General features: G+C 45.5%; 7 protein-coding genes, 15 tRNA genes and 3 rRNA genes. 24 read left to right on the plus strand and 1 reads right to left on the minus strand.

Annotation, left to right across the window (positions count from 1 at the left end; genetic code table 11):
* The first annotated feature begins 106 nt into the window (after positions 1-106).
* From CD001_RS11900 to perR, 3 genes are all read left to right on the plus strand, one after another.
* On the plus strand, positions 107-1,141 hold the full coding sequence (locus CD001_RS11900; RefSeq protein ID WP_306454072.1) for a D-2-hydroxyacid dehydrogenase: 1,035 nt from the start codon (positions 107-109) through the stop codon (positions 1,139-1,141).
* Between the two features lie 35 nt (positions 1,142-1,176).
* A complete protein-coding gene (locus tag CD001_RS11905; RefSeq protein ID WP_096187944.1) occupies positions 1,177-1,491 on the plus strand; it encodes a cyclic-di-AMP receptor in 315 nt (104 codons plus the stop codon).
* A 144-nt stretch (positions 1,492-1,635) separates the two neighbouring features.
* Entirely contained in the window at positions 1,636-2,073 is a 438-nt protein-coding gene (gene perR, locus CD001_RS11910) for a peroxide-responsive transcriptional repressor PerR (protein WP_096187945.1), read from the plus strand.
* A 109-nt stretch (positions 2,074-2,182) separates the two neighbouring features.
* Here the strand turns inward: perR and CD001_RS11915 are convergent, their stop codons facing one another.
* Positions 2,183-2,548, minus strand: a complete 366-nt coding sequence (locus tag CD001_RS11915) for a YgzB family protein (protein WP_096187946.1) — start codon at positions 2,546-2,548, stop codon at positions 2,183-2,185.
* A gap of 295 nt (positions 2,549-2,843) precedes the next feature.
* Here CD001_RS11915 and CD001_RS11920 point away from each other — a divergent pair, with 295 nt between their 5' ends.
* The 21 genes from CD001_RS11920 to CD001_RS12020 all read left to right on the plus strand — a co-directional run bounded on the left by CD001_RS11920 (position 2,844) and on the right by CD001_RS12020 (position 13,379).
* Positions 2,844-3,716: a nucleotidyltransferase-like protein gene (locus CD001_RS11920; RefSeq protein WP_096187947.1), complete on the plus strand. Its 873-nt coding sequence runs from the start codon at positions 2,844-2,846 to the stop codon at positions 3,714-3,716.
* Between the two features lie 544 nt (positions 3,717-4,260).
* Positions 4,261-5,815: ribosomal RNA gene (locus tag CD001_RS11925) — 16S ribosomal RNA — on the plus strand.
* 598 nt (positions 5,816-6,413) lie between these two features.
* Positions 6,414-9,349 (plus strand): 23S ribosomal RNA (locus tag CD001_RS11930).
* Between the two features lie 130 nt (positions 9,350-9,479).
* Positions 9,480-9,596: ribosomal RNA gene (gene rrf / locus CD001_RS11935) — 5S ribosomal RNA — on the plus strand.
* Together the 16S, 23S and 5S rRNA genes with 15 tRNA genes alongside form the textbook arrangement of a ribosomal RNA operon.
* Positions 9,597-9,608: 12 nt before the next feature.
* Positions 9,609-9,684, plus strand: a tRNA-Asn gene (locus CD001_RS11940).
* Between the two features lie 4 nt (positions 9,685-9,688).
* Positions 9,689-9,781, plus strand: a tRNA-Ser gene (locus tag CD001_RS11945).
* A gap of 9 nt (positions 9,782-9,790) precedes the next feature.
* Positions 9,791-9,865 (plus strand) — tRNA-Glu (locus CD001_RS11950).
* A gap of 67 nt (positions 9,866-9,932) precedes the next feature.
* Positions 9,933-10,008 (plus strand) — tRNA-Val (locus tag CD001_RS11955).
* 39 nt (positions 10,009-10,047) lie between these two features.
* Positions 10,048-10,124, plus strand: a tRNA-Met gene (locus CD001_RS11960).
* Between the two features lie 50 nt (positions 10,125-10,174).
* Positions 10,175-10,250, plus strand: a tRNA-Asp gene (locus CD001_RS11965).
* A gap of 150 nt (positions 10,251-10,400) precedes the next feature.
* Positions 10,401-10,476, plus strand: a tRNA-Phe gene (locus CD001_RS11970).
* Positions 10,477-10,485: 9 nt separating this feature from the next.
* Positions 10,486-10,561 (plus strand) — tRNA-Thr (locus CD001_RS11975).
* A 57-nt stretch (positions 10,562-10,618) separates the two neighbouring features.
* A tRNA-Tyr gene (locus CD001_RS11980) sits at positions 10,619-10,703 on the plus strand.
* Positions 10,704-10,779: 76 nt separating this feature from the next.
* Positions 10,780-10,855: transfer RNA gene (locus CD001_RS11985), tRNA-His, on the plus strand.
* 14 nt (positions 10,856-10,869) lie between these two features.
* Positions 10,870-10,944: transfer RNA gene (locus CD001_RS11990), tRNA-Gln, on the plus strand.
* Positions 10,945-10,950: 6 nt separating this feature from the next.
* Positions 10,951-11,025 (plus strand) — tRNA-Gly (locus tag CD001_RS11995).
* A gap of 27 nt (positions 11,026-11,052) precedes the next feature.
* Positions 11,053-11,127, plus strand: a tRNA-Cys gene (locus CD001_RS12000).
* A 15-nt stretch (positions 11,128-11,142) separates the two neighbouring features.
* Positions 11,143-11,231, plus strand: a tRNA-Leu gene (locus CD001_RS12005).
* A gap of 37 nt (positions 11,232-11,268) precedes the next feature.
* Positions 11,269-11,353 (plus strand) — tRNA-Leu (locus CD001_RS12010).
* A gap of 135 nt (positions 11,354-11,488) precedes the next feature.
* Entirely contained in the window at positions 11,489-12,475 is a 987-nt protein-coding gene (locus tag CD001_RS12015; protein WP_096187948.1) for a tyrosine-type recombinase/integrase, read from the plus strand.
* Between the two features lie 106 nt (positions 12,476-12,581).
* Positions 12,582-13,379 (plus strand): helix-turn-helix domain-containing protein, encoded by a 798-nt coding sequence (locus CD001_RS12020; RefSeq protein WP_179298713.1) that lies wholly within the window; start codon positions 12,582-12,584, stop codon positions 13,377-13,379.
* Positions 13,380-13,389: the final 10 nt, after the last annotated feature.

A 13,389-nucleotide genomic window follows, 5' to 3' on the forward strand; every position in this document is an offset into this window, starting at 1 on the left:
GAGTATCGTTTAGTCTAGCCGCAGTGCTTGATAATGCTTGATCTAAATCCGGTTGATAGTATCGGGAGAGAACGATACAGCATGTTCTGCAAAAGACGCATATGGTATGATTAACATAAAAGCAGACAAAATTGTACGGGACCAGGTCCGTGACAATTTTGTGAACAAGCAGGAGATCGGAGGGGTAACATTGATTGTATTGTCATCAGCGAAAATACGCCGTGATTTACGGGAAAACCTATTAAACAAATTTCCGGAAGTGACCTTTATTTTTCGGGATAAAATGAATGAAGCAGAGGAAGAACTTCCGCATGCAGATATTCTCATTACATACGGTGAAGATTTAACACAAGCACATATTGAACGTGCTGCAAAATTAAAATGGATCATGGTCATCTCAGCTGGTATCGATCGTATGCCATTTCAAGCGATTAAGGAAAAGAACATTTTCGTTACGAATGCCCGGGGAATTCACAAAACCCCGATGGCTGAATATGCGATTTCGATGATGCTTCAAGTCGCCCGAAAAGCGAAGGCGATTATTTCAAATGAACAAAATCAAGTATGGGAACGTAAAATAGAAATGAGTGAGCTGTCCGGCAAAACGATAGGTGTATTAGGGGCAGGAGCGATTGGCCAAGAAATAGCAAGGCTGTCGAAAGCATTTCAGATGAAAACAATCGGTCTTAACAGGAGCGGAAAACAAGTTGAAAATTTTGATGAAATATTCTCTTATGATCAGATGCGCACAATATTAGAACGAGCTGATTTTGTCGTATCCGTTCTGCCAAAGACGAAAGAAACGAACAACCTTTTAGGTTTAGAAGAGTTTAAGCGAATGAAGAATGATGCCATACTAATAAATATCGGCAGAGGAAATGTTATAAATGATGCGGATCTCATCTCAGCATTAAATGAAGGAGAACTAGCCCATGCTGTGTTAGACGTATTTAATGAAGAACCTTTGGTAAAAGAACATCCTTATTGGGAGATGGAACAAGTAACTGTGACTCCTCATATATCTGGGATTTCGCCACAGTATCAACCGCGTGCTCTGAATATTTTTGAAGAAAATTTGAAGGTGTTTCTTGCTAAAAAGGAGAACTATATCAATGTCATTGACCTGGAGCGAGGATATTAGTTCATTTAAGTATAAAAAGGTTGGAGGAGGAGCCTATGAAATTAATGGTCTGTGTTGTGCATAACCGGTATGCAGATGAGATGGAAGATGGATTGAAGAGTAAAGGTTACCGCATGACAGAACTGGCTAGCAGCGGAGGATTTTTAAGAAAAGGAAATACGACATTCTTGCTCGGGATTAAAGATGAAGACCTTGAAGGGTTACGTGAAGATATGAAAGAAATTTGTTTACAAGTTGAAAAGAAAAAAGGGAAGCCTAAAGATGTCGATAGCAGGTATACATCATTTTTAATCAATGCGAAAGATAGTTTGCCGATTTTTACTCAACTAAACAATAATGATCAATCGTAGATGCTAATTGAGAATTGACACTCGTTCATTCGGATAGCAAGATAGCATGTACAGGCTGTTTACATTGACAAAGATTGCTATCATTATGTATACTGTTTGTAAATATTATAAAGTAAGAATGTCTTTTTGGAAGAGGTGAGGCAAATGGAAAACCATCGACTTCAAGAGGCTCTACAATCTTTGAAGAGCACAAAAGTTCGTATGACACCTCAACGCCATGCTATTTTAGAGTTTTTATTTAATGCAGAATCTCATCCGACTGCCGATGAGATTTATAAAGCGCTTGAAGGGAAATTTCCTAACATGAGTGTGGCCACTGTATACAACAACTTGCGTGTTTTTAAAGAAGTCGGGCTCGTTAGAGAATTAACTTATGGCGACTCTTCCAGCAGATTTGACTGCAATACTACCGATCATTATCATGTCATCTGCGAAGATTGCGGCAAAATTGTAGATTTTCATTATCCAGGATTGGACGAAGTTGAAACTTTAGCTGAACATGTTACGGGCTTTAAAGTGAAAAGCCACCGCATGGAAATTTATGGATTGTGCCCTGCTTGCCATAAACATCAACAACACTAATAGAAAGTGGATTTTTTAATAAAATCCACTTTCTTTTTAATGCCACGAACGATTGTTTAAACCACCGATCATAAATGAAAAAATAAGCATATGAGGCCGCCTCATATGCTTATTTTTCTTCTTTTAATTTCTTTTGATTGTATTTTTCATCAAATTCTTTGCCTTCTAAAGATTTATCAAGTGTTAATGGCTCACTGCAGTACATGCATGCGTCCACACGACCAAGCATTTTCGTATACTTCTCACAATTTGGACATTGGACCTGTACAGTTTTAGATGATAGCATTCCGATCCAAAAGTAAACGACAGTACTAGCGATAATTGCCAGAAAACCTAAAAGCATGAACAATGTCATCATAATTTGGCTTGTTTGTAAGAAAAGCAGACCGAGGTACATAATCACAATCCCTGCAAATACGAGAACGAGGGCGAATGTCCTGATCTTATTTATCTTGTTCGAATATTTTGCACCCATCGACATAACCTCCTAAATTGAAAGTATAGCACAAGTTTTCGTCAAACTTCTATATATAGAATAATTCTTATAACTAAAGAAGGGAAATTTCTGATAGTGTCGAAAACTTTAGACAGGTGGAAAGAAGTTCATCTATAATGTTTGAAGAAACAAAACTCGTGTTTCTTTTTATAAAGCAAAGTAATGCAGATAGACACAATACATATTAAAGAGAGTTACGATACCTTTGAAAAAAGCTAAAGGAATATTAAATAGTAAACAATTATTTATTTATATAACAGGAGGCATTCCTCAGATGGATAATTTATTAAGACAGCTATACCAAGACCGTACGAGTGATGAACATACATTAGGAATCATTTCAGTAGAAAAAAGAGACAAACAAGATGCAAATACAGATTACTTTGATGGAATCTTATTAGTACTCGTTTCTGAGGATAAGCCCAATTGGGAAATAAAACATTATGCATACAATGGATATCAAGTAGCTATGCACCTTGTTAATACATCGCAGATAGAAGATTGGCTATTAAATAGTTCAAATCGCAGAATCGTAGACTGGCTGATGAACGGTAAAGTAATCTTTGATCGCAATGAATTCACGAAAAACTTCAGGCAGCAAATGATTGAATTTCCTAAAGAAGAAAGACAAACGAGAATCGGTGTAGAGTTTTCAAAACTGATCAGACGGTTTGCTGATGGGAAATCTCTCTTTCATAATGGACACCATTTAGATGCCTATAATCAAATCGTCCATGCTCTTCACCATTTAGCAAGGCTCTCGGTTCTTGAACATGGGTTCCATCCTGAAGTCACTGTATGGCAGCAAGTGAAACAAATTGAACCAGAAATACACAAATTATATTCAGAATTAGTTACTGGTGATGAAAGTATTGAGAAAAAGCTTGAACTTCTACTTTTAGCTAATGAATTTGAATTAATGGCTAAAACTAAACTTGGAAGTGCACACTTATTAGATTTATTAAGAAGAAAAAAAGAACCTTGGACAATAGATGAGATAAAACAAAGCTTAGCAATACACGATTATTCTTTGGATTTAAGTATCCTATTAGAATATCTTGTTGAAAAAGGCTATGTTGATGTTGTAAAACATGAAACAAAAGGTAGATCAATTTATCATCGACTATACGTCGTCAATGATAACTAGAATAAAGATGAATGAAGTAGCTTGCGAAGAGGTTAAAGCTCTGTTCCTAACCTCTTCGCTGAAAAATAGTTATGTGCAGAATGAAATAGTAGGAACAGCTCGTAATGAAAGAACTTAGGATCATTGTACTTGTAGCACATTTTTAAGTTAGGCATATATATGATTGTCGAGTGAAAATAAGGGTTTTATGTTTTATAAAATTTTTTTTGAAAAAGGGTTGCACTTTTTATCATTATCGTGGTATATTATTATCCGTCGCCGAAAACGGCAGACAAAAACGAAAGAAAACATTTAAAAAATGTTATTGACATTAGCGGCTTGAAATGTTACATTAATAGAGTCGCTGTCAAACGACATTAACTACTTTGACCTTTGAAAACTAAACAAAAAGCCAAGCGAAATGGGATATGAAAATATCCCGTCAATGAATTATTTTAAATGTAAGAGTTAAGGAACATCGGCTAATGACATCACATCCTGTGATGACACCGATGTTAGCGCATCCGTGCGCGTCAAACTCGTTAGATCTTTAATAGATCACACTTTATTGGAGAGTTTGATCCTGGCTCAGGACGAACGCTGGCGGCGTGCCTAATACATGCAAGTCGAGCGGACCAACTAAGAGCTTGCTCTTATGAGGTCAGCGGCGGACGGGTGAGTAACACGTGGGCAACCTGCCTTGCAGACTGGGATAACTCCGGGAAACCGGGGCTAATACCGGATGATCAATGGAACTGCATAGTTCTATTGTAAAAGTGGGGATTTATCCTCACACTGCAAGATGGGCCCGCGGCGCATTAGCTAGTTGGTAAGGTAATGGCTTACCAAGGCGACGATGCGTAGCCGACCTGAGAGGGTGATCGGCCACACTGGAACTGAGACACGGTCCAGACTCCTACGGGAGGCAGCAGTAGGGAATCATCCGCAATGGGCGAAAGCCTGACGGTGCAACGCCGCGTGAGTGATGACGGTCTTCGGATTGTAAAGCTCTGTTGTTAGGGAAGAACAAGTGCTGTTCGAATAGGGCGGCACCTTGACGGTACCTAACCAGAAAGCCCCGGCTAACTACGTGCCAGCAGCCGCGGTAATACGTAGGGGGCAAGCGTTGTCCGGAATTATTGGGCGTAAAGCGCGCGCAGGCGGTCTCTTAAGTCTGATGTGAAAGCCCACGGCTCAACCGTGGAGGGTCATTGGAAACTGGGGGACTTGAGTGTAGGAGAGGAAAGTGGAATTCCACGTGTAGCGGTGAAATGCGTAGATATGTGGAGGAACACCAGTGGCGAAGGCGACTTTCTGGCCTATAACTGACGCTGAGGCGCGAAAGCGTGGGGAGCAAACAGGATTAGATACCCTGGTAGTCCACGCCGTAAACGTTGAGTGCTAGGTGTTAGGGGTTTCGATGCCCTTAGTGCCGAAGTTAACACATTAAGCACTCCGCCTGGGGAGTACGGCCGCAAGGCTGAAACTCAAAGGAATTGACGGGGGCCCGCACAAGCAGTGGAGCATGTGGTTTAATTCGAAGCAACGCGAAGAACCTTACCAGGTCTTGACATCCTCTGACCACCCTAGAGATAGGGCTTTCCCCTTCGGGGGACAGAGTGACAGGTGGTGCATGGTTGTCGTCAGCTCGTGTCGTGAGATGTTGGGTTAAGTCCCGCAACGAGCGCAACCCTTGATCTTAGTTGCCAGCATTTAGTTGGGCACTCTAAGGTGACTGCCGGTGACAAACCGGAGGAAGGTGGGGATGACGTCAAATCATCATGCCCCTTATGACCTGGGCTACACACGTGCTACAATGGATGGTACAAAGGGCAGCGAGACCGCGAGGTTGAGCGAATCCCATAAAGCCATTCTCAGTTCGGATTGCAGGCTGCAACTCGCCTGCATGAAGCCGGAATTGCTAGTAATCGCGGATCAGCATGCCGCGGTGAATACGTTCCCGGGCCTTGTACACACCGCCCGTCACACCACGAGAGCTTGTAACACCCGAAGTCGGTGCGGTAACCTTTTGGAGCCAGCCGCCGAAGGTGGGACAGGTGATTGGGGTGAAGTCGTAACAAGGTATCCCTACCGGAAGGTGGGGATGGATCACCTCCTTTCTAAGGAGCATATAGCTCATCAATTTAATGAGCTTCGGTTAAGAGCGTCACATCGTGTGACAACACCGAAGTTAGCACCTCCGTGTGCGTCGTTTGCGCTTTTTGTTTAGTTTTGAGAGGTTATTTTTTTATCTCTCCATTAAATGTTATTTGCAAAGAGGATTAAGCTATTCGATGAAGAGCGACGATCATCTGCCGTTTTGCAAAGAGGGTCAAGGAGTTCAAGGAAGCAATTGACGAGCCACTGGAGCGTACAACAGTACGTGAGGATGGTGAGGAATGAAGCTGACACAGAAATCTGCAGGCCATCTGCCGCAAAATTGTCCTTTGAAAACTAGATAACAGTAGAAAGACTGATTGATCTTCACCGGTTGTTTGAAGCGAATCCTAACGGATTCGAACGAGTACAACCGAGTGTCTTAGAAGGTTAAAAGACGCCATATGCAAAATTGCAAAACTCAAATTGAGTAGGTTTTGCAAGGAGGATCGAGTTGTTCAAGGAAGCAAGGAATTGAGCGACTGAGCGTATGAAATAGATACGTGACAGGAGCGAGAGACACAGCTGACACAGAAGAACGACGATCATCCGCCGCAAAATGGTTAAGTTATGAAGGGCGCACGGCGAATGCCTTGGCACTAGGAGCCGAAGAAGGACGGGACGAACACCGATATGCTTCGGGGAGCTGTAAGTAAGCTTTGATCCGAAGATTTCCGAATGGGGGAACCCACCACCTGTAATGAGGTGGTATCCATACCTGAATCCATAGGGTATGAGAAGGCAGACCTGGGGAACTGAAACATCTTAGTACCCAGAGGAAGAGAAAGAAACATCGATTTCCTGAGTAGCGGCGAGCGAAACGGAAAGAGCCCAAACCAAGAGGCTTGCCTCTTGGGGTTGTAGGACACTCCATACGGAGTTACAAAGAAACGGAGTAGATGAAGCGACCTGGAAAGGTCCGCGGGACAAGGTAAAAGCCCTGTAGTCGAAACTTCGTTTCCTCCGGAGTGGATCCTGAGTACGGCGGGACACGAGAAACCCCGTCGGAATCCGGGAGGACCATCTCCCAAGGCTAAATACTCCCTAGTGACCGATAGTGAACCAGTACCGTGAGGGAAAGGTGAAAAGCACCCCGGGAGGGGAGTGAAAGAGATCTTGAAACCGTGTGCCTACAAGTAGTCGGAGCCCGTTAATGGGTGACGGCGTGCCTTTTGTAGAATGAACCGGCGAGTTACGATTACGTGCAAGGTTAAGTTGAAGAGACGGAGCCGCAGCGAAAGCGAGTCTGAACAGGGCGAATGAGTACGTGGTTGTAGACCCGAAACCGTGTGATCTACCCATGTCCAGGGTGAAGTCCAGGTAACACTGGATGGAGGCCCGAACCCACGCACGTTGAAAAGTGCGGGGATGAGGTGTGGGTAGGGGTGAAATGCCAATCGAACTCGGAGATAGCTGGTTCTCCCCGAAATAGCTTTAGGGCTAGCCTCGAGGGAAGAGTATTGGAGGTAGAGCACTGATTGGACTAGGGGTCCCCACAGGATTACCGAATTCAGTCAAACTCCGAATGCCAAATACTTATCCTCGGGAGTCAGACTGCGAGTGCTAAGATCCGTAGTCAAGAGGGAAACAGCCCAGACCATCAGCTAAGGTCCCCAAGTATACGTTAAGTGGAAAAGGATGTGGAGTTGCTTAGACAACCAGGATGTTGGCTTAGAAGCAGCCATCATTGAAAGAGTGCGTAATAGCTCACTGGTCGAGTGACTCTGCGCCGAAAATGTACCGGGGCTAAACGTATCACCGAAGCTATGGATTGTCCTTACGGACAGTGGTAGGGGAGCGTTCCAAGGGCGTTGAAGCTCAACCGAGAGGATGGGTGGAGCGCTTGGAAGTGAGAATGCCGGTATGAGTAGCGAAAAGAGGGGTGAGAATCCCCTCCGTCGAAAGCCTAAGGTTTCCTGAGGAAGGCTCGTCCGCTCAGGGTTAGTCGGGACCTAAGCCGAGGCCGAAAGGCGTAGGCGATGGAAAACAGGTTGAAATTCCTGTACCACCACGTCACCGTTTGAACAACGGGGGGACGCAGGAAGGTAGGGTAAGCACGGCACTGGATGTCCGTGTCCAAGCAGTGAGGCTGGTAAGTAGGCAAATCCGCTTACCGTAAGGCTGAGCTGTGATGGCGAGCGAAATTTTAGTAGCGAAGTTCCTGATCCTACACTGCCTAGAAAAGCCTCTAGTGAGGTGACTGGTGCCCGTACCGCAAACCGACACAGGTAGGCGGGAAGAGAATTCTAAGACGCGCGGGAGAACTCTCGTTAAGGAACTCGGCAAAATGACCCCGTAACTTCGGGAGAAGGGGTGCTCTATTAGGGTGTATGCCCGAGAGAGCCGCAGTGAATAGGCCCAAACGACTGTTTATCAAAAACACAGGTCTCTGCCAAGCCGCAAGGCGACGTATAGGGGCTGACACCTGCCCGGTGCTGGAAGGTTAAGAGGAGGGGTTATCCCTTACGGGAGAAGCTCTGAATTGAAGCCCCAGTAAACGGCGGCCGTAACTATAACGGTCCTAAGGTAGCGAAATTCCTTGTCGGGTAAGTTCCGACCCGCACGAAAGGTGCAACGATTTGGGCACTGTCTCAACGAGAGACCCGGTGAAATTATATTACCTGTGAAGATGCAGGTTACCCGCGACAGGACGGAAAGACCCCATGGAGCTTTACTGTAGCTTGATATTGGATTTTGGTACAGCTTGTACAGGATAGGTAGGAGCCTTGGAAACCGGAGCGCCAGCTTCGGTGGAGGCATCGGTGGGATACTACCCTGGCTGTACTGGAATTCTAACCTCGAACCGTGATCCGGTTCAGGGACAGTGTCAGGTGGGCAGTTTGACTGGGGCGGTCGCCTCCTAAAGAGTAACGGAGGCGCCCAAAGGTTCCCTCAGAATGGTTGGAAATCATTCGCAGAGTGCAAAGGCATAAGGGAGCTTGACTGCGAGACATACAGGTCGAGCAGGGACGAAAGTCGGGCTTAGTGATCCGGCGGCACCGTATGGAAGGGCCGTCGCTCAACGGATAAAAGCTACCCTGGGGATAACAGGCTAATCTCCCCCAAGAGTCCACATCGACGGGGAGGTTTGGCACCTCGATGTCGGCTCATCGCATCCTGGGGCTGAAGTAGGTCCCAAGGGTTGGGCTGTTCGCCCATTAAAGCGGTACGCGAGCTGGGTTCAGAACGTCGTGAGACAGTTCGGTCCCTATCCGTCGCGGGCGTAGGAAATTTGAGAGGAGCTGTCCTTAGTACGAGAGGACCGGGATGGACACACCGCTGGTGTACCAGTTGTTCCGCCAGGAGCATCGCTGGGTAGCTACGTGTGGACGGGATAAGTGCTGAAAGCATCTAAGCATGAAGCCCCCCTCAAGATGAGATTTCCCATCACGTCAAGTGAGTAAGATCCCTCAGAGAAGATGAGGTTGATAGGTCTCATGTGGAAGCATGGCAACATGTGGAGCTGAGAGATACTAATCGATCGAGGACTTAACCAATGTTTTATCAAACCTTCTAATACCGAAGGTCATCAGTCAAATGTTATCTAGTTTTGAGAGGATAAAGATAAGTTGAATTGCCTTGTATGAGTAGGCAATGAAACAAGAGAACTTCTCAACATTTAAATAGTCCAGTGACGATAGCGGAGAGGTCACACCCGTTCCCATGCCGAACACGGAAGTTAAGCTCTCCAGCGCCGATGGTAGTTGGGGGATCTCCCCCTGTGAGAGTAGGACGTTGCTGGGCATTGATATTTATTCCACAGTAGCTCAGTTGGTAGAGCAATCGGCTGTTAACCGATCGGTCGCAGGTTCGAGTCCTGCCTGTGGAGCCATTACGGAGAGGTGTCCGAGTGGCCGAAGGAGCACGATTGGAAATCGTGTAGGCGGTTTAAACCCGTCTCGAGGGTTCAAATCCCTCTCTCTCCGCCATAGACAGATGGCCCATTGGTCAAGTGGTTAAGACACCGCCCTTTCACGGCGGTAACAGGGGTTCGAATCCCCTATGGGTCACCATTTTACTTATTTTGAAGTGAGTTAGCGTATCTGACGAAGAGATTCGCCGCTTATTTTAAACAAAGATGGAGGATTAGCTCAGTTGGGAGAGCACTTGCCTTACAAGCAAGGGGTCGGTGGTTCGAGCCCGCCATCCTCCACCATTTATATAGCGAAACATCATCCGTAAGCATTTATAACGGCGCGGGGTGGAGCAGTCTGGTAGCTCGTCGGGCTCATAACCCGAAGGTCGGTGGTTCAAATCCGCCCCCCGCAACCAAATATTTAATAAATGAAATACATACATAACTATAAATTGTTCTAGAAAGTGGTCCCGTGGTGTAGCGGTTAACATGCCTGCCTGTCACGCAGGAGATCGCGGGTTCGATTCCCGTCGGGACCGCCATTTAAGACTCGATAGCTCAGTCGAAAAGCACGAGTGCTTTTCTTTCTGAAAAGGATGCGAGCTGACTCGACGCATAATAGCGCCGATACTGCTGGCAGAGGAAGAGTAATCTTACGATTGAAACTAAAAATACTATCAGATTTGTAATAAGGCTCGGTAGCTCAGTCGGTAGAGCAACGGACTGAAAATCCGTGTGTCGGCGGTTCGATTCCGTCCCGAGCCACCATTTACTAATGCTGGCCTAGCTCAATTGGTAGAGCAACTGACTTGTAATCAGTAGGTTGGGGGTTCAAGTCCTCTGGCCAGCACCATTTCAATTTTTATCTTGACGAAATGGTAAACTTTTTGTAATATAATATATGTCGCTTGGAGGGGTAGCGAAGTGGCTAAACGCGGCGGACTGTAAATCCGCTCCCTCAGGGTTCGGCGGTTCGAATCCGTCCCCCTCCACCATTATGAACTTTATGTTAGTTCATGACATAGGTTATATTTATACACACTTTACCAACAGAAATTAAAGGATAATGTGGCGGTTGTGGCGAAGTGGTTAACGCACCGGATTGTGGTTCCGGCATTCGTGGGTTCGATTCCCATCAACCGCCCCATATAAATAAGAAATAGGGCTATAGCCAAGCGGTAAGGCATCGGATTTTGATTCCGTGATTCGCAGGTTCGAATCCTGCTAGCCCTGCCATTAGATGCGGAAGTAGTTCAGTGGTAGAACACCACCTTGCCAAGGTGGGGGTCGCGGGTTCGAATCCCGTCTTCCGCTCCAGGAACAATTTAACAATTATTATATTATGGCGGCATAGCCAAGTGGTAAGGCATGGGTCTGCAAAACCCTGATTCCCCGGTTCGAATCCGGGTGCCGCCTCCATAATATATCTGCCGTGCCGGGGTGGTGGAATTGGCAGACACACAGGACTTAAAATCCTGCGATAGGTGACTATCGTGCCGGTTCAAGTCCGGCCCTCGGCACCATTTTTATTTTCTTTAAAATAGTAAGGCAAATTATTTTGCCGGTGTGGCGGAATTGGCAGACGCGCACGACTCAAAATCGTGTTCCTCACGGAGTGTCGGTTCGACCCCGACCACCGGTACCATCTACATAGCGATATATCACGGAGTTTGCACACGTTGCGAGCTCCGTTTTTACGTTTAATCATACGTCAAATGGTCGTGTGCATAGACGGAGCCTAACCGCTTTCCTATATCCGAATAGGAGGGCGGTTTTTTGTATGCGCAAAAATCGTACTAAGCGTAATAATAAATTAATCGGTCGCGAACTCGACATAATCGAGAAGACGATTACGAGCGTTGTTATGACGTTTGATGAAGCGTTGGAACTGTTTATTGACGATGCTAAGCGTAAAGGATTGCGGGAGTTTACCGTGGTTTATTACAGGCGCGAATGTAATGATTTTCGTAAATGGCTTGCGAAAATAGATCACTCATTATTAATTGGCGAGGTAGTGCGCGACCATATTAACGATTATGTAGAGGATATGCAACAAGAACGCGAATTGAAGCCGGGAACCATAAACGCGAAACTGAGGGCGGTGCGAACATTTTTCCATTATTTATACGGCGATGCGAAAATAATAGCAGAAAATCCGATGTACAAGTATCCGTTATTAAAAGAACGTAAGGGAAATATTGAGACATTTACTATGAAACAGCTACAAGCGTTATTAAATGCGCCTGATCGACGCACCTTTACTGGCCAACGCGATTACACATATATGCTCCTTCTTTTAGAAACAGGAATCAGACTTAATGAATCGGCGGGGATATTGCTTGAGGACGCCAAGCTAAGTGAGGGAGTTATATTTATTCGAAACACAAAAAATCACTTTCACAGATATGTGCCAATCCAAAGTAAGATGAAAGATCAACTGAGACGATACATAAAACTGCGCGGTATTTGTGAAACTGAGTATCTATTTGTGACTTTAGAGGAAAAAGCAATGACAAGGAGCACTTTACAAAAAATTGTAAGTCATTATGGTAAACTCGCGGGCATAAAAGGAGTGCGGCTATCACCGCATACATTTCGGCATACGTTTGCGAAGTTGTCGGTCATGAATGGAGCAGGGGTATTTGAGCTTCAAAAGATACTCGGCCATTCAACGATGGACATGGTGAGGACATATGTAAATCTTTATTCAAATGAAGTTTCAGAGAAACATAGAGAATTTTCGCCGTTAAATAATTTAGATATTTAAACATAAAAAAAGAGCGCCGACCACGCAAAGGCCGACACTGTTACCGTTAATGCTAGTGTATAACGTTTCTCCTTCGTGGTCAAGCGCAAAAAGGGAGACGTTTGTCATGAAATCCGAGTCGATCGCTTACTACGAAGAATATCGCCATCATGAGTCCTTTACGGACGTGGCGGAAATGAACGAAGCCGTGCGTGTACATATCGACCAGCACCGCGAGCAGTTAAATAAAACAGCTATATCCGTGCTTAACTTGCTCTCTCGCTACAGCTGCGTTATTAAGGGCGTCTCGTGGCTGAAACGGGCGACTATTGCGGCACAGCTCGAAGTGAGCGACAAAACGGTTAGCCGTGCGCTGAAACGGCTTGAGGACTGCGGCATTATTAAGCGTGTGCCGACGGTCAGAAAACGGGGCGGGCGTGGTTATGACCTAGTAATAATTCGTCGTGCTGCGCAAGACAGTCCAGTCGGGTTGTCCAGTCGGTCAAGCTGCGGAAGTCCTTGCGGCAGTAACGCAAATAAGGGGGCGGTTAAAGAAGAAACCAACAGCATAAATAAAAATACATACGTAGGTGAAGCGCCGGCACTTAACGAGCTCGACGCGTCTTATACTCCGTCTAACGTGCCCGCAGAATTTACGAAAGCTGCCCGACCATTTTTTCGTGCTAACGAGATATTTGCGTTATGGCAACGGGTTAAAACCGCGTATAACCGCTGCGAGCTGGGCGCAAGTTTGCCGCAATTGGTCGATCGTGTGGTTAGTGTACTCAAAACGTCTATATTCGCGGCAAAACGAGGCATGATTCGAAAGACGTTCCGCGGTTACTTCTATGCGGCCGTAGAGCGTACGTTTGATGACGTGTATATCGAAGAGACTACGGAGTTGTTATATGTACAAAATCGGTAAGAATAACTTA

Source organism: Evansella halocellulosilytica (assembly GCF_002335745.1).
GTDB classification, from domain to species: domain Bacteria; phylum Bacillota; class Bacilli; order Bacillales; family Salisediminibacteriaceae; genus Bacillus_CA; species Bacillus_CA halocellulosilytica.